We start from the raw sequence: 16,611 nt of genomic DNA on the forward strand, positions 1-16,611 counted from the left end.
GCAGTCGGACAAAGCAATTTGACGCACCTGCGGCCAGGTTATAGCTTGGAGTTGTGTCCCAACCCATTCGAGCGCGAACGTGGAACAGAACAGCCGGGCCCTGATCGACGGCTTCAACCGGAAAATCGACTACCTGCGGATGTCGGTCACCGACCGCTGTGACTTCCGTTGCGTGTACTGCATGGCAGAAGACATGCAGTTTCTGCCGCGCCAGCAGATCCTCAGCCTCGAAGAACTGTTCCAGGTGGCCGAGCGCTTCGTCGCCCTGGGCACCCGCAAGATCCGCCTGACCGGCGGCGAGCCACTGGTACGCCAGGGCATCGTCGACCTGTGCGGGCGCATCGCAGCCCTGCCCGGCTTGCGCGAACTGTGCCTGACCAGCAACGGCTCGCAACTCGGGCGCCTGGCCCAGCCGCTGTTCGATGCCGGCGTGACGCGCCTGAACATCAGCCTCGACAGCCTGGACGCCGACCGCTTCAAGCAGCTGACCCGCACCGGCGACCTGCATCAGGTCATCGCCGGTATCGACGCCGCACGCAAGGCCGGGTTCAAGCGCACCAAGCTCAACTGCGTGGTGCTCAAGGGCCGCAACGATCATGAACTGGTCGACCTGGTGCGCTTCGCCATTGATCGCGAACTGGACATCACCTTCATCGAAGAAATGCCGCTAGGGGTGATCAGCGAGCACGAACGCGGCGAGTCGTTCTGCTCCAGTGATGAAGTACGTGAGCGCCTGGCCGAGCAGTTCACCCTGATCGAATCCACCGAATCCTCACAGGGCCCGGCCCGCTACTGGCGCCTGGCCGAAACCGCGGACACCCGAGTCGGCTTCATATCGCCGCACAGCCACAATTTCTGCGCCACCTGCAACCGCGTGCGCCTGACGGTCGAAGGCCGCCTGCTGCTATGCCTGGGCAATGAACATTCGGTGGACCTCAAGCATGTGCTGCGCGCGCACCCTGGCAATGCCGAACGCCTGGAAAAGGCCATCCGCGATTCGCTGCACCTCAAGCCGTACCGCCATCACTTCGAAGTCGGTGGCGACGTGCAGATCCTGCGCTTCATGAACATGACCGGCGGCTAAGCGGCCGTCTCTGGAAATCCATGATCGTCCACCCAACCCCCGATGTGCTGCGCGTGCTGTTCACCCTCAAGGGTTCGATCGTCAAGCGCATTGCCCTGCGCTGCCTGATGGTAACCCTGCTGGCCGCGCTGATCGTGCTGATCGAGCGCCATTACCCGGCGTTTTTCTACCCGGTGAGCGCCACGCCGTTCACCTTGCTTGGCCTGTCGCTGTCGATCTTCATGAGCTTTCGCAACAACGCCTGCTATGACCGCTGGTGGGAGGGCCGCAAAGCTTGGGGCAAGCTGATCATCGAAACCCGCTCGTTCGTGCGTGAGAGCGTTGTCATTACAGATGGAAAACTGCGTAACGAACTGCTGCGCAGCCTGTGCGGTTTTGCCCATGCATTGAATGCGCGGCTGCGCGGTGAGGACGAACTGGCGGCTGCCCGGCCATGGCTCGCCCGGCCAGAGGCGATCAGCTCGCACAACGTGTGCGATGGCATCCTGCGCGAAATTGGCCAGCATTGCTCAAGGCTGGCAGAGCAACAGCAGATCAGTGACTGGCGCTACAGTTTGCTGGAGCAGCGGCTGGTAGGGTTGACCGAAGTACAGGCCACCTGTGAGCGGATCAAGGGTACGCCCTTGCCGTTCCCCTATACGCTGCTGCTGCACCGCACCATCTACATCTTCTGCCTGCTGCTACCGTTTGCCCTGGCCGAGCCCCTGGGCTGGCTGGCGCCGCTGTTCACCACCATCGTGGGGTACACGTTCTTCGGGCTGGATGCGATTGGCAACGAGCTGGAAGACCCGTTCGGGCGCGATGAGAATGATTTGCCGACCGATGCCATGGTGCGGACTGTGGAGCGCGATGTGCTGGCGGGGTTGGGGGAGCAGCAGTTGCCGCCGGCGTTGTTGCCGGTGGGGTATGTGTTGAGCTGACGATTTGTGGTTGCCTGTTCTGGCCTCTTCGCGGGCGTGCCCGCGAAGAGGCCAGAACAGGAGTAGCATCAGCCCCGACTTGCGCAGGCCTCGATCGGCAACAGTTGTTTGACGAAATTGCACGGCCGATGCCGGGCATCCAGCTGCTCGGCCAGGATACCCTCCCACGCGGTACGGCAGGCCCCGGTAGAGCCAGGCAGGCAGCACACCAACGTTCTGTTGGACAACCCGGCCAACGCCCTGCTCTGCACGGTCGAGGTGCCGATATCCAGAATCGACAACGCCCGGAACAGCTCGCCAAAACCATCGATGCGCTTGTCCAGCAAGCATTCGACGGCCTCCGGTGTGCTGTCTCGCCCGGTAAAGCCGGTGCCGCCGGTAATCAGCACCACCTGCACCTGCTCATCGGCAATCCAGGTCGCCACCTGGGCGCGGATCTTGTACAGGTCGTCCTTGAGCAGCGCCCGCGCCACCAGTCGGTGGCCGATCTCTACCGAACGGCTGGCCAGCAGCTCGCCAGAGGTATCGTTGTCGTAGGTACGGGTGTCGCTGACGGTCAGCACGGCGATGTTCAGCGGTACGAAGACTGCATCGGGTTGGACGCGCACGGTAAAGCTCCTTGAATGGCATTGTCGCCACGCTAGAGGCACGGCCCGAGGGCGTCCAATCAATATGGCGTACCGGGCGATCAATGACATCTATCGCAGACGTGGGTTAAGGTCTGCATAACCAGACGCCAGGCATTTCCATGGACATCAAGCAGCTCAAGTTCCTCATCGCCCTCGACCAGACCCGCCACTTCGGCCAGGCGGCGGCGCTGTGCCATATCACCCAGCCAACGCTGTCCATGCGCCTGCGCAACCTGGAGGACGAGCTGGAGCTGGTGCTGGTCAAGCGCGGCCAGCGCTTCGAAGGTTTTACCGAGGCCGGCGAGCGCATCCTGGCCTGGGCCCGCACCCTGCTTGCCGCCCACGACGGCCTGCAGGCCGAGGCTGCCAGCTGCCGCGGCCAAGTGGTCGGCAGCCTACGCCTGGGTACGGTACCGCTGGCCAGCTTCAACCCCATGCACCTGCTGCTGCCACTGCGCGAAAAATACCCCGAACTGCACTTTCAACTCAGCTCGCTGAGCTCGGAGCAAGTCATCGACGGGCTCAGCCGCAACCAGCTCGACCTGGGTATTTGCTACCTGGACCAGGTCAACACCAGCTTCTTTGAAGTGATCGAACTGGGCACCACCACCATGGGCCTGTTGCACGACACCCGGCACTTCCAGTTCGCCAGCGACCCGCTGCGCTGGGATGCACTCAGCGACATACCACTGGGCCTGCTGAGCAAGGGCATGCACTACCGCCAGTCTCTGGACCTGAGCTTCCGCAGCCGCGGCCTGGAGCCGAATGCGGTACTGGAAAGCGACTCGACCTTCCAGCTGATCCAGGCCATCAACACCGGCATGTGCTGCGCGATCATGCCGCTGGACTGCGGCCTGGAAGACCTCAGCGAGCACCTGCGCATCGTGCCGGTGGCCGACGCCGCCATCCACAGCCCGGTCGGCCTGCTGTTGCGCCGCAGCGAGCCGCGCTCGGCGATTGCCGAACAGTGCTTCGCCGAGGCACGGGCACTGTTTCAAGCCACCTGATCGCTGGTGGCCTGGCGGTACTGGCGCGGGGTAAAGCCGGTCAGTTGCTTGAACTGGCGGCTGAAGGCGCTGTGGTCGGTGTAGCCGCAGCACATCGCCACGTCCGTGATGGGCAGGTCCGAATGCAACAGGCGGTGGGCGTGCTCCAGGCGTGCCTTGTGGATCATCTGCCGGGGCGTGAGGTGGAACACCCGCTTGCAGTAGCGCTCCAGCTGGGCCACGGAAATACCGGCGATGCGGGTCAGCTCGCCCATGCTGATCGGCTGGTGAAAGTGCTGGCGAATGTGCTCGTCCACCGCGGCCAGGCGTTGATAGGCGGGGTGGCTGTCGGCGGCTGATTGCAGGTCGACCGAAATGCCGACCAGGCCGATGATCTCGCCCGCCTGGTTGTACAGCGGGCGCTTGTGGGTCAGGCACCAGCCGGGTTCACGGCTGCCGTACAGGTGCAGCTCCAGTTGGTCCTCCAGCACCATCCCTTCCTTGAGCACCCGGCGGTCTTGTTCGGTGTAGCCGGGGCCCAGCTGTGCCGGGAATACCTCGGCGCTGGTCTTGCCCAGCAGCGGTTGCAGGCGCTTGAGGCCGCAGCGCTGGACCAGGGTGTTGTTGGCCAGCACATAGCGGGCGGCCGGGTCCTTGATGAAGATGGCGGCGTTGGGGATGGCGTCGAGGATCGGCAGCAGCAGCGACACACCGGCGAGCAGGGCCTCGAGGGTGGCGGGGCGGTGCTGGTCGAGGGACTGGTAGAGGGTTGCCAGGGGGGTGTTGGTCATCTTCTCTATCTCGGTTCTCTGGGCGGGCCTCTTCGCAGCACAAGGCTGCTCCTACAGGTCTTGATAGCCATGCGGTCCTTGTAGGAGCAGCCTTGTGCTGCGAAGAGGCCAGCACTGGCGCTGCATCTCTCAAACCCTTATCCGGTATGGCCTACAGCCTATCCACCAGCCCACCCTGGCCACCAGCTTTTTTTGCAACTGTGCCGATTTCGTCATCCCCCCTGCAGAAAACCATCAAGAACCGTCGCCCCGACCGGTTCACTCTATGCCCCACGCAAGCCGCCCAAGTCCTACAAGAGCGCGGCCCAAAAAGCCGCATCTCGTGACATCAGACCTGCCTATCCAATAACCAACAAAAAGGCGAACCCATGTCAGGCAAATTCAAAAAACAGTTATCACTGCTGGACCTCACCTTCATCGGCCTAGGGGCCATTTTCGGCTCCGGCTGGCTGTTCGCCGCCAGCCACGTGTCGGCCATCGCCGGCCCGGCCGGCATCCTCTCCTGGTTCCTCGGCGGGTTCGCCGTACTGCTGCTGGGCATCGTCTACTGCGAACTGGGCGCCGCCCTGCCACGTGCCGGTGGCGTAGTGCGCTACCCGGTTTACTCGCACGGCCCACTGCTCGGCTACCTGATGGGTTTCATCACCCTGATCGCCTTTTCCAGCCTGATCGCCATCGAAGTGGTCGCCTCACGCCAATACGCCGCTGCCTGGTTCCCCGGGCTCACCAAGGCCGGCTCCAGCGACCCGACCGTGCTCGGCTGGCTGGTGCAGTTCGCCCTGCTGGGGCTGTTCTTCTTCCTCAACTACCGCAGCGTGAAAACCTTCGCCAAGGCCAACAACCTGGTCAGCGTGTTCAAGTTCATCGTGCCGCTGCTGGTAATCGGCGTGCTGTTCACCTTCTTCAAACCAGAAAACTTCGAGGTCCAGGGCTTTGCCCCGTTCGGCCTGTCCGGGGTGGAAATGGCCGTGTCGGCAGGCGGCATCATCTTCGCCTACCTGGGCCTGACGCCGATCATTTCGGTGGCCAGCGAGGTGAAGAACCCACAGCGCACCATCCCTATCGCACTGATTTTGTCGGTGCTGCTGTCCACCGCGATCTACGCCCTGCTGCAACTGGCCTTCCTCGGCAGCGTGCCCACCGAAATGCTGGCCAACGGCTGGGCCAGCGTGACCAAGGAACTGGCCCTGCCCTACCGTGACATCGCCCTGGCCCTGGGTGTGGGCTGGCTGGCCTACCTGGTGGTGGCCGACGCCGTGATCTCGCCCAGCGGCTGCGGCAACATCTACATGAACGCCACCCCGCGGGTGATCTATGGCTGGGCGCAGACCGGCACCTTCTTCAAGTACTTCACCCGCATCGATGCAGAATCCGGCATCCCGCGCCCGGCCCTGTGGCTGACGTTTGGCCTGTCGGTGTTCTGGACCCTGCCGTTCCCCTCGTGGGAAGCGCTGATCAACGTGGTATCGGCTGCCCTGGTACTGAGCTACGCCGTCGCCCCGGTCACCGTCGCCGCCCTGCGCCGCAATGCACCAGACATGCCGCGCCCGTTCCGGGTCAAGGGCATGGCGGTGCTCGGCCCGCTGTCGTTCATCATCGCCGCGCTGATCGTGTACTGGTCGGGCTGGAACACCGTGTCGTGGCTGCTGGCCCTGCAAATCGTGATGTTCGTGCTGTACCTGCTGTGCAGCCGTTTCGTACCCACCCAACACCTGTCGCTGGCCCAGCAAGTACGCTCGTCGGCATGGCTGATCGGCTTCTACGCGGTGACCATCCTGCTGTCGTGGTTGGGCAGCTTCGGCGGCCTGGGGGTGCTCGGCCACCCGTTCGACACCGTGGCTGTGGCCGCCTGCGCGCTGGGCATCTACTACTGGGGCGCCGCGACTGGCGTGCCTGCCCACCTGGTGCGCCTGGAAGGTGAAGACGAAAGCGAAGCCGCCGCTGAAACCTATACCCGCCGCCCTGCCGCCGTCGCTTCCTGATCTTTTACGCAAGGGACAAGCCCATGAAACAGATACACGTCATCGACTCCCACACTGGCGGCGAACCAACCCGCCTGGTGATGAAGGGCTTCCCGCAACTGCGCGGCCGCAGCATGGCCGAACAGCGCGACGAACTGCGCGAGCTGCACGACCCATGGCGCCGTGCCTGCCTGCTGGAGCCACGCGGCAACGATGTGCTGGTCGGCGCGCTGTATTGCCCACCGATGTCGGCCAACGCCACCTGCGGGGTGATCTTCTTCAACAACGCCGGCTACCTGAACATGTGCGGCCACGGCACCATCGGCCTGGTCGCCTCGTTGCAGCACTTGGGCCTGATCGCACCGGGTGTGCACAAGATCGACACCCCGGTCGGCCAGGTCAGCGCCACCCTGCATGAAGACGGCGCCATCACCATCGGCAACGTGCCCTCCTACCGCTACCGCCAACAGGTAGCGGTGGACGTGCCCGGCCACGGCGTGGTGCGCGGCGACATCGCCTGGGGCGGCAACTGGTTCTTCCTGGTTTCCGAACACGGCCAGCGTATCGAGCTGGCCAACCGTGAGGCGCTGACCGAGTACACCTGGGCCATGCTCAAGGCCCTCGAAACCCAGGGCATCACCGGCGAAAACGGCGCGCCTATCGACCACGTCGAGCTGTTTGCCGACGACGCCAACGCCGACAGCCGCAACTTCGTGATGTGCCCCGGCAAGGCCTACGACCGCTCCCCGTGCGGCACCGGCACCAGCGCCAAGCTGGCCTGCCTGGCCGCCGACGGCAAGCTTGCCGAAGGCCAGACCTGGGTACAGGCCAGCATCACCGGCAGCCAGTTCCATGGCCGCTACGAGCGCGACGGCGACCACATTCGCCCGTTCATCACCGGCCGCGCCTACATGACCGCCGACAGCACCCTGCTGATCGACGAACAGGACCCGTTCGCCTGGGGCATCTGACCCCGCCTTTTTCCGACTGAATACTGCGAGGAGTGACAACAATGACCAACAACATCTTCACCGGCACCATGCCCGCCCTGATGACCCCGTGCACCGCCGAACGCAAGCCGGACTTCGACGCCCTGGTGCGCAAGGGCCGTGAACTGATCGCGGCCGGCATGAGCGCTGTGGTGTATTGCGGCTCGATGGGCGACTGGCCGCTGCTGACCGAGGCCGAGCGCCAGGAAGGCGTGGCGCGCCTGGTGGCCGCCGGCATTCCGACCATTGTCGGCACCGGCGCGGTAAACACCCGTGAAGCGGTAGCGCATGCCGCCCACGCCGCCGAAGTGGGCGCCGCCGGCCTGATGGTCATCCCTCGCGTGCTCAGCCGCGGCGCTTCGCTGATCGCCCAGAAACACCACTTCTCGGCCATCCTCGCGGCGGCGCCCAAGCTGCCAGCGGTGATCTACAACAGCCCCTACTACGGTTTTGCCACCCGCGCCGACCTGTTCTTCGAACTGCGCCGCGAATTCCCCAACCTGATCGGCTTCAAGGAATTCGGTGGTGGCGCCGACCTGCGTTACGCCGCCGAACACATCACCTCCAAGGATGACGACGTGACCCTGATGGTCGGCGTGGACACCCAGGTGGTGCATGGCTTCGTCAACTGCAACGCCACCGGTGCCATCACCGGTATCGGCAACGCCCTGCCCCGCGAGGTGCTGCACCTGGTAAGCCTGAGCAAGCAGGCGGCCAAGGGCGACGCCAAGGCCCGCCGCCTGGCGCGCGAGCTGGAAGCGGCGCTGGCGGTGCTGTCGTCGTTCGATGAAGGCTGCGACCTGGTGCTGTACTACAAGCACCTGATGGTGCTGAACGGCGACAGCGAGTACAGCCTGCACTTCAACGAAACCGACCTGCTGACCGATGCCCAGCGCAACTATGCCGAACAGCAGTACGCGCTGTTCCGCAACTGGTACGCCAGCTGGTCGGCCGAGCAGAACATCGCCTGACCAAAGCCCTGCTTGGGCCCTTGTAGGAGCGGCCTTGTGCCGCGAATGGCTGCAAAGCAGCCCCAGCATTTCAGCGCAGACACACAAATTGCTGGGGCTGCTTTGCAGCCCTTCGCGGCACAAGGCCGCTCCTACAGGGGTTGCGGTTTACCTTGATACCCGAATTTGATCCACAAGGAGGATACATGACCCTCACCGGCAACATGCTGATCGGCCAGACGCCGGTAACCGGCAGCCGCGAAGCCATCCGCGCCATCGACCCGGCCACCGGCCAGCCGCTGGAACCGGCCTACCTGGGCGGCACCGGCGAACACGTGGCCCAAGCCTGCGCCCTGGCCTGGGCGGCGTTCGATGGCTACCGCGAAACCACGCTCGAACAACGGGCACAATTCCTCGAAACCATCGCCACCCAGATCGAAGCGCTGGGCGATGCCCTGATTGACCGCGCCGTGGCCGAAAGCGGTCTGCCCAAGGCGCGTATCCAGGGCGAGCGTGGCCGCACCTGTACCCAACTGCGAACCTTCGCCCGGGTAGTGCGGGCCGGTGAATGGCTGGATGTGCGGGTCGACAACGCCCAGCCAGAACGCCAGCCCTTGCCGCGCGCCGACCTGCGCCAGCGCCAGGTGGCCCTGGGGCCGGTAGCCGTGTTCGGCGCCAGCAATTTCCCGCTGGCCTTCTCGGTGGCCGGTGGCGACACCGCATCGGCATTGGCGGCTGGCTGCCCAGTGGTGGTCAAGGCCCACAGCGCCCACCCGGGCACCAGCGAACTGGTCGGCCAGGCGGTGGCGCAAGCGGTGAAGCTGTGCGGCTTGCCGGCCGGCGTATTCTCGCTGTTGTACGGTTCCGGCCGTGAAGTCGGCATCGCGCTGGTCAGCGACCCGCGCATCAAGGCCGTTGGCTTTACCGGCTCACGCAGCGGTGGTATCGCGCTGTGCCAGGCGGCCCAGGCCCGCCCGGAGCCGATCCCGGTATACGCCGAAATGAGTTCGATCAACCCGGTGTTCCTGTTCGAGGCGGCCCTGCAAGCCCGTGCCGAAACGTTGGCGCAAGGCTTCGTCGCCTCGTTGACCCAAGGTGCCGGCCAGTTCTGCACCAACCCCGGGCTGGTGATTGCCCCGCAAGGGCCAGCGTTACAGCGGTTTATCGACGCTGCCAGCGAGCACGTGCGCCAGGCCGCTGCGCAAACCATGCTCACCCCGGGCATCTTCAGTGCTTACCAAGCCGGTGTCGGTGCCTTGGCAGAAAACGCCAATGCCCAGGCTGCAGCCAGCGGCCAGGCCGGGCAAGGCCCCAACCAATGCCAGGCGCAATTGTTCGTCACCCAAGCCGAAGCCTTCCTCGCCGACCCGGCGTTGCAAGCTGAAATGTTTGGCGCGGCGTCGCTGGTGGTGGCGTGCGCCAGCGATGAACAGGTACACCAAGTGGCCGAGCACCTGGAAGGCCAGTTGACCGCTACCCTGCAACTGGACGATGCCGACATCGACCGCGCCCGTGCGCTGCTGCCGACCCTTGAACGCAAGGCTGGGCGCATTCTGGTCAATGGCTGGCCGACCGGCGTCGAGGTGTGCGATGCCATGGTCCATGGGGGGCCGTTCCCGGCCACCTCCGATGCCCGTACGACCTCGGTGGGCACGGCGGCGATCCTGCGCTTCCTGCGGCCGGTGTGCTACCAGGACTTCCCCAATGCCCTTCTGCCGCAGGCCTTGCAGCACGGCAACCCGCTGCAACTGCGGCGCCTGCTCGACGGCAAACGGGAAGGCTGAGTATGGTCGAAAACCCTGAAGCCGATATCGCCGTGGTGGGCGCCGGCATTGTCGGCGTTGCCTGTGCCCTGCAACTGGCCCGCCAGGGCCGCCGGGTGCTATTGGTCGACCGCCAGGCACCCGGCCATGGGGCGTCCTATGGCAACGCCGGGCACCTGGCCACCGAGCAGGTGTTCCCGATTGCCGACCTGTCGATCCTCAAGCGCTTGCCGCGCATGCTGCTGGACCCGATGGGCCCGCTGCGCCTGGACTGGAAGTACCTGCCCACGGCCATGCCCTGGTTCACACGCCTGCTGCTCAACCTGCGCCCCGCCCCGTTCCAGCGCAGTGTGGCCGGAATCCGCACGCTGAACGAAGGCAGCCTGGGTGCATGGCAGCGCCTGCTGGGCTCGATCGGGCGCAGCGACCTGTTCCAGGAGGATGGTTCGTTGCTGGTGTTCGAGAAGCCTGAGTCACGCCAGGCACTGGAGGCGTTGCGCACCCGCATGCAACAGCAGGCGGTGCCGGTGGACGTCTGGTCGGCCGACACCGTGCGCGAGGCGGCGCCGCAACTGAGCCCGTCACTGCTGGGTGGGCTGTTCTTTCCGCGCACCGGGCACTTCATCGACCCTTACCGGGTAGTGTGCGAATTGTTCGAAGCGGCCAAGGCCAGCGGTGTGCGCTTTGTTCAGGCGCAGGTCGATGGCGGGCAATTGCACAGTGCGGGCGTGAGCCTGGCCAGCGACCAGGGCACGCTCAATGCCCGCCAGGTGCTGATCAGCTGTGGTGCCCATTCTGCGAAACTGACCGCCGCGCTGACGGGCAAGCGGGTGCCGCTGGACACAGAACGCGGTTATCACCTGATGTTGCCGGGTGAACACCAGCGCCTGCCGTTTGCAGTCACCTCGCTGGAGCGCAAGTTCATCATGACGCCCATGGCCGAAGGCTTGCGCCTGGCTGGCACGGTGGAGTTCGCCGGGCTGGAGGCACCGCCGAGCATGCAACGGGCTTGGCAGTTGCACCGGTTGAGCAAGGGGTTGTTCCGGCAAGACTTGAGCGTCGAAGGGGCGACGCCGTGGATGGGCTTCCGGCCTTCGTTACCGGACTCGTTGCCGGTGATCGACAGGGTGTGTGATGGGCGGGTGCTGTTGGCGTTTGGGCATCAGCACCTGGGGTTGACCCAGGCGGCGGTGACGGCGGAATGGGTGGGGCGGTTGGCTGAGGGGGCTGCGGGGCCTGAGATGGGAGCCTACCGGTTGGATCGGTTTTAGATTCGGGGGCCGCTGGGCGGCCCATTCGCGGCACAAGGCCGCTCCTACAAAGAGCACGCTATCCTGTAGGAGCGGCCTTGTGCCGCGAATGGGCTGCGCAGCAGCCCCGGCATTCTCAGCGATAGCGCTCAAGCCAGTGCGCATACGGCGCCGGCAAGGTCCAGGAGGCTTTCTCCACCCCCAGCTCCTTGGCGGCAAAGTACGCCCAGTGCGGGTCGGCCAGGTGCGCACGCCCTACCGAAACCAGGTCCAGCTGGTTGGCCTGCAACGCGGCCTCAGCCAGCTGCGGTGTGCCAAAGCCCCACGCCGAAGTCACCGGCAGCTTCGCCTCACGGCGCACACGCTCGGCAATCGGCCCCATGAACGCCGGGCCCCACGGGATGTTGGTCTCGGGAATGGTGAAACCGACACTCACGCTCAGCAGGTCCAGGCCGCCTGACTTGAAGCGGCGCGCCAGTTCGATCGACTCTTCCAGGGTCTGCTCGTCGCGGCCATCGTATTCCAGCACACCAAAGCGCGCGGTCAACGGCAGGTTTTCTGGCCATACTTCACGCACCGCGGCCAGGGTTTCCAGCAGGAAGCGGCTGCGGTTGTCGAAGCTGCCACCGTAGGCGTCGGTCCGCTTGTTGGAGTGCTCGGAGAAGAAGCTCTGGCCCAGGTAGCCATGGGCAAAATGCAGCTCGATCCACTCGAAGCCGGCATCACGCGCGCGGCGGGCGGCATCGACGAAATCCTGTTTGACCCGGGCGATGTCGCCCAGCGTCATTTCGCGTGGCACTTTCGGCAGGTGCGCGCCAAAGGCAATGGCGGACGGGGCGATGGTTTCCCAGCCACGCGCGTCGTCGGCGGCAATGTGGTCGTCACCCTCCCACGGGCGGTTGGCGCTGGCCTTGCGCCCGGCGTGGGCGATCTGGATGCCCGGCACCGAACCTGCAGCCTTGATGGCCTGTACCACCGGTACGAAAGCCTGGGCGTGGGCATCGCTCCAGATACCGGCACAACCGGGGGTGATGCGCCCTTCCGGTGCCACCGCAGTGGCCTCGACCACCAGCAGACCGGCACCGCCACGGGCCAGGCCAGCGTAGTGCACGTGGTGCCAGTCGTTGATCATGCCGTCTTCGGCCATGTATTGGCACATCGGCGGAATGGCGATGCGGTTACGCAGGGTGACGTCTTTGAGGGTGTAGGGTTCGAACAGGGCGGACATGGGAAACTCCGGGTTCATTTGAATACTGTTGTTCGATCATAATCGAACTATGGCAATTAGTGAAACCCCCGTTATCATGTCGGCCATGCGAGCCTATAAACACCCCAACGCTGAAGACCTGATCCTTGAACGCCTGCTCTATGCGCTCAGCGACCCCGTGCGCCTGGAAATCGTCCGCCACCTGGCCGGCGTTGCCGAGGCCAGCTGTGGCGAGCTGGACGGGGGGCGGCCCAAGTCGAGCATGTCGCACCACTTCCGCGTGCTACGTGATGCGGGGTTGGTGCATACCCGCAATGTGGGGACGACCCATATGAATTCATTGCGCAGCGAAATGCTGGGCGAGCGTTTTCCCGGGCTGCTGGAGTGCATCCTGCGCCAGAGATGATTTTTGCCGCAGGCCCCTGGGGATAGTGATGAACCCGTGGGCCCATCAATGCGTAGAACCGCCGCGCAAAGGCCCGAACAGGCAAAAAAAAACCACGAGGTTTCCCCCGTGGCTTCTTTCACGACAATGGCCGATTACAGCGCCATGTCGTTCTCAGGCTTGCTTTCAACCGGCTCGCTGGCCGCGCCACCGAAATCGACGCTGGCGTCGATCACTGGCGGTTTCTCCAGCTGCAGTACTTCAGCGGTGTAGTTCCACTCTTTCTGGGTGGCCGCCGCCGAATCGTTCAGCTTGGTGCCGTAGCTCGGCACGATCTGCTTGATCTTGGCCTGCCACTCTGGGGTAGCGACCTTTTCCTTGAACACGGTTTCCAGCACGGTCAGCATGATCGGCGCAGCAGTCGAAGCACCTGGCGATGCACCCAGCAGGCCGGCAATGGTACGGTCTTCGGACGCGACCACTTCGGTGCCCAGCTTCAGCACGCCGCCCTTCTCGGCATCACGCTTGATGATCTGCACACGCTGGCCGGCCTGCCACAGGCGCCAGTCTTCCTTCTTGGCATTCGGGAAGTAGGTGCGCAGGGCTTCGAAGCGGTCATCGTCAGACAGCATCAGCTGGCCAGCGAGGTACTCCACCAGTGGGTACTGCTCGATACCGACCTTGGTCATCGGCCACACGTTGTGGGTGGTGGTGCTGCTCAGCAGGTCCAGGTACGAACCGTTCTTCAGGAACTTGGTCGAGAAGGTGGCAAATGGGCCAAACAGGATCACGCGCTTGCCGTCCAGCACGCGGGTGTCCAGGTGCGGCACCGACATGGGTGGCGCGCCAGTCGAGGCAATGCCGTACGCCTTGGCCATGTGCTGCATGGCGATGGTCGGGTTCTCGGTCACCAGGAACGAGCCGCCCACCGGGAAGCCTGCGTATTCCTTGGCTTCAGGAATGCCCGACTTCTGCAGCAGCTTCAGCGCGCCGCCGCCGGCACCGATGAACAGGAACTTGGCGTCGGTAGCCGATTCGGTACCGTCCTTCAGGTTCTTGTACTCGACGTGCCAGGAGCCGTCCTTGTTGCGGGTGATATCCTGCACTTCGCTGGACAGCTTCAGGTCGAACTTGTCCTGGGTCTTCAGGTGGCCAACCATCTGGCGGGTGATCTCGCCGAAGTTGACGTCGGTGCCGATTGGCGTCCAGGTCACGGCCAGTTTCTGGTTCGGGTCGCGCCCTTCCATCATCAGCGGGACCCATTTGGCGATCTGCGCGTGGTCCTCGGAGTATTGCATCGGGCGGAACAGCGGGCTGGCTTGCAGCGCGTCATAGCGCTTTTTCAGGAACTTGATGTTGTCATCGCCCCACACGAAGCTCATGTGCGGGGTGGTGTTGATGAACGAGTGCGGGTTCTTCAGCACGCCCTGGCGAACCTGCCAGGCCCAGAATTGACGGGAAATCTGGAAGGCTTCGTTGATTTCGATGGCCTTGGAGATATTGACGTTGCCGTCTTTGTCTTCCGGGGTGTAGTTCAGCTCGGCCAGCGCGGAGTGGCCGGTACCGGCGTTGTTCCAGCCGTTGGAGCTTTCTTCAGCCACGCCGTCCAGGCGCTCGACCATCTCCATCGACCAGCTTGGCTCCAGCTCGTGCAGCCACACAGCCAGGGTGGAGCTCATGATGCCGCCGCCGACCAGCAGCACGTCTACTTTTTTGGTTTCTGCGGCGTGCGCTTGCATGAAGCTCGCAGCGACAGCCAGACCCAGCAAGGTCTTGCCAGCTTTCTTGAACATTGATCTATTCCAGTCAGGAGAACGGAGGGAGGGCCTGTGGCTGGCCCAGGTGTTCCGTGTTCTTCAGCGCAGGCTTGTTGTTGATCATTGTTCGGCAGCCAGAGAACCAGAAAACGACTCGGCCTTTTGTCGAATTGACCGACAGGGCTGAATCGTTTTTCTGATTGTATCCGAAATGCCAGCGCAAACAAATTGCCGGTCCTCGCGTCAAGGTGACGGGTTGTCCCAGGGGATACCCGCACGCTGTGCAGTGATTGCAGTATTTTTCCGGCGCCCCTAACATTGCGATCATTTCTCATTCGCACCAGTATGCGCTCGCGCCGGATGCCGCCGTGGTTTCGATCCCAGAGTTGAACACCTCGCTCCATACCCTGTACCACAGCCACTCGCGCTGGTTGCTCGGCTTTCTGTACCGCCGGCTGGGCAGCCGCTGCGATGCCGCCGACCTGGTGCAGGATACCTTCGTGCGCATCCTCAAGCGCCCACGGCAGTTTGACGGCGACCGCGGCGAACGCTCGTACCTGGCGACCATCGCCCGCGGCCTGTGCGTCGACCATTGGCGCCGGCAAAAGCTGGAACAGGCCTGGTTGCAGCAATTGGCCTTGCAGCCCGAGGCGTTGCAACCCTCCCCCGAACAGCGCGCGATCATTGTCGAGACCCTGCACGAGGTGGACGCCATGTTGCTGCGCTTGCCGAGCAAGGTGCGCCAGGCATTCCTGCTGGCGCAGATCGATGGCCTGGCCTACCGCGATATCGCCGCGCACATTGGCGTGAGCGAACGCATGATCAAGAAGTACCTGGCCCAGGCGTTTCTGCACTGCGCCATTCTTGAAGCCGAACTCGACGGCTTGCTGGTGGAGTGACGCCATGACCGCGCCCGCGCAAAAACTCAGCCACGCCAGCCTGCAGCAGGCCGCGCACTGGTACGTGCAGTTACAGGACGAAAACGCCGCACCGCAGTTGCACACGCAGTGGCGACACTGGTTTGACCAGCACGGCGACCATCAGGCGGCCTGGCACTATGTGCAACGGGTCGGCCAGCGTTTTGCCCCGTTGCAGGCCGAAGGCGCCGCTGCGGGCCGGGCACTGCGTGAGCACGACGCGCGTCGCTTCAGCCGGCGCACCGGGCTCAAGTCGCTGCTGGTGCTTGGCGCCAGCTCGCTGCTTGGCTGGCGGGCGTGGCACGGTGCCCCGTTGTCGGGCTGGGATGCCGACATGGCCACCGGCATCGGTGAAACTCGCCAAACCCGGCTGGCCGATGGCAGCCAGTTGTGGCTGGGGGCGCAGAGCGCCGTGGACATGGAGTTTTCCACCCTCAGCCGGGTACTGCGGCTGCGCTTTGGCGAGCTGCTGGTGGAAACTGCCCACGACCCGCGCCGCCCGTTCTTCGTCGACACTGCGCAAGGGCGCATGCAGGCGCTGGGAACACGCTTTGCAGCTTGCCAGCTGGGCGAAAATACCCGGCTGGCTGTATACGCCGGCGCTGTCGAGGTGTGCACGGCTCAAAACGGCGAGCGCTGCATCGTGCCAGCAGGCCAGCAGGTGGACTTCAGCGCTCAGGCAATCAGCAACACCCGCCCAGCCCAAAGCGCCGGCGAGTCGTGGATTTATCACCGTCTCAATGCCGAAGACATGCCATTGGCGCATTTGCTGCAAACGCTGGGGCGCTATCGCCACGGGCACCTGGGTTGGCACCCGGATGTCGCCAAGCTGTCGGTGATGGGCGCCTTCCCGCTCAACGATACCGACCGCGCGCTGGCCTTGTTGCAAGCCGCGTTGCCGGTGCGGGTGCAGCGGCTGACGCCGTGGTGGGTCACAGTCGAGCCTGCCTGATTGGCACCTGTTTCAAGGCAAACACGAGCCCTGTAGGAGCAGCCTTGCGCTGCGAAGAGGCCGGTAAGGC

Annotated in this window: 15 protein-coding genes; 11 read left to right on the forward strand and 4 right to left on the reverse strand. The window is 64.3% G+C overall.

Features of this window, described 5'->3' with window-relative positions; genetic code table 11:
• Positions 1-79: 79 nt before the first annotated feature.
• Positions 80-1,084: a GTP 3',8-cyclase MoaA gene (moaA, locus tag SB765_RS23670; protein WP_410932030.1), complete on the forward strand. Its 1,005-nt coding sequence runs from the start codon at positions 80-82 to the stop codon at positions 1,082-1,084.
• 20 nt (positions 1,085-1,104) lie between these two features.
• Positions 1,105-2,004, forward strand: a complete 900-nt coding sequence (locus SB765_RS23675; protein ID WP_341796535.1) for a bestrophin family protein — start codon at positions 1,105-1,107, stop codon at positions 2,002-2,004.
• 68 nt (positions 2,005-2,072) lie between these two features.
• Here the strand turns inward: SB765_RS23675 and moaB are convergent, their stop codons facing one another.
• Entirely contained in the window at positions 2,073-2,612 is a 540-nt protein-coding gene (gene moaB, locus SB765_RS23680) for a molybdenum cofactor biosynthesis protein B (RefSeq protein ID WP_410932031.1), read from the reverse strand.
• 140 nt (positions 2,613-2,752) lie between these two features.
• Here moaB and SB765_RS23685 point away from each other — a divergent pair, with 140 nt between their 5' ends.
• Entirely contained in the window at positions 2,753-3,640 is an 888-nt protein-coding gene (locus SB765_RS23685) for a LysR family transcriptional regulator (RefSeq protein WP_049276897.1), read from the forward strand.
• On the opposite strand, the gene SB765_RS23690 is transcribed toward SB765_RS23685, so the two are convergent.
• Entirely contained in the window at positions 3,628-4,410 is a 783-nt protein-coding gene (locus SB765_RS23690) for an AraC family transcriptional regulator (RefSeq protein WP_016498359.1), read from the reverse strand. The genes SB765_RS23685 and SB765_RS23690 overlap by 13 nt on opposite strands.
• 368 nt (positions 4,411-4,778) lie before the next feature.
• Between SB765_RS23690 and SB765_RS23695 the strand changes: the two genes are divergently transcribed.
• The 5 genes from SB765_RS23695 (at position 4,779) to SB765_RS23715 (ending at position 11,344) form a co-directional block, all read left to right on the forward strand.
• Positions 4,779-6,392 (forward strand): APC family permease, encoded by a 1,614-nt coding sequence (locus tag SB765_RS23695; protein ID WP_016498358.1) that lies wholly within the window; start codon positions 4,779-4,781, stop codon positions 6,390-6,392.
• 23 nt (positions 6,393-6,415) lie between these two features.
• Positions 6,416-7,342, forward strand: coding sequence for a 4-hydroxyproline epimerase (locus SB765_RS23700; RefSeq protein ID WP_341796539.1), 927 nt, complete (start codon positions 6,416-6,418; stop codon positions 7,340-7,342).
• 41 nt (positions 7,343-7,383) lie between these two features.
• A complete protein-coding gene (locus tag SB765_RS23705; RefSeq protein ID WP_341796540.1) occupies positions 7,384-8,331 on the forward strand; it encodes a dihydrodipicolinate synthase family protein in 948 nt (315 codons plus the stop codon).
• 185 nt (positions 8,332-8,516) lie between these two features.
• A complete protein-coding gene (locus tag SB765_RS23710; RefSeq protein ID WP_341796541.1) occupies positions 8,517-10,094 on the forward strand; it encodes an aldehyde dehydrogenase (NADP(+)) in 1,578 nt (525 codons plus the stop codon).
• 2 nt (positions 10,095-10,096) lie between these two features.
• Positions 10,097-11,344: an NAD(P)/FAD-dependent oxidoreductase gene (locus SB765_RS23715; RefSeq protein WP_410932032.1), complete on the forward strand. Its 1,248-nt coding sequence runs from the start codon at positions 10,097-10,099 to the stop codon at positions 11,342-11,344.
• A gap of 115 nt (positions 11,345-11,459) precedes the next feature.
• Here the strand turns inward: SB765_RS23715 and xenA are convergent, their stop codons facing one another.
• Positions 11,460-12,551, reverse strand: a complete 1,092-nt coding sequence (gene xenA / locus SB765_RS23720; RefSeq protein ID WP_341796543.1) for a xenobiotic reductase XenA — start codon at positions 12,549-12,551, stop codon at positions 11,460-11,462.
• Between the two features lie 49 nt (positions 12,552-12,600).
• On the opposite strand from xenA, the gene SB765_RS23725 reads away from it, so the two are divergent.
• Positions 12,601-12,936, forward strand: coding sequence for an ArsR/SmtB family transcription factor (locus SB765_RS23725; protein ID WP_016488623.1), 336 nt, complete (start codon positions 12,601-12,603; stop codon positions 12,934-12,936).
• A gap of 134 nt (positions 12,937-13,070) precedes the next feature.
• Here the strand turns inward: SB765_RS23725 and mqo are convergent, their stop codons facing one another.
• On the reverse strand, positions 13,071-14,708 hold the full coding sequence (mqo, locus tag SB765_RS23730) for a malate dehydrogenase (quinone) (RefSeq protein ID WP_016498351.1): 1,638 nt from the start codon (positions 14,706-14,708) through the stop codon (positions 13,071-13,073).
• A 332-nt stretch (positions 14,709-15,040) separates the two neighbouring features.
• Between mqo and SB765_RS23735 the strand changes: the two genes are divergently transcribed.
• Both SB765_RS23735 and SB765_RS23740 read left to right on the forward strand, forming a co-directional pair.
• Positions 15,041-15,571: a sigma-70 family RNA polymerase sigma factor gene (locus SB765_RS23735; protein WP_341796544.1), complete on the forward strand. Its 531-nt coding sequence runs from the start codon at positions 15,041-15,043 to the stop codon at positions 15,569-15,571.
• Between the two features lie 4 nt (positions 15,572-15,575).
• The gene (locus SB765_RS23740; protein WP_410912304.1) at positions 15,576-16,541 is read left to right on the forward strand and encodes a FecR domain-containing protein; all 966 of its coding nucleotides are present in this window, start codon (positions 15,576-15,578) and stop codon (positions 16,539-16,541) included.
• Positions 16,542-16,611: the final 70 nt, after the last annotated feature.

Origin of the sequence: Pseudomonas sp. SIMBA_067, assembly GCF_046534675.1 — a bacterium.
In the GTDB taxonomy this organism is placed as follows: domain Bacteria; phylum Pseudomonadota; class Gammaproteobacteria; order Pseudomonadales; family Pseudomonadaceae; genus Aquipseudomonas; species Aquipseudomonas putida.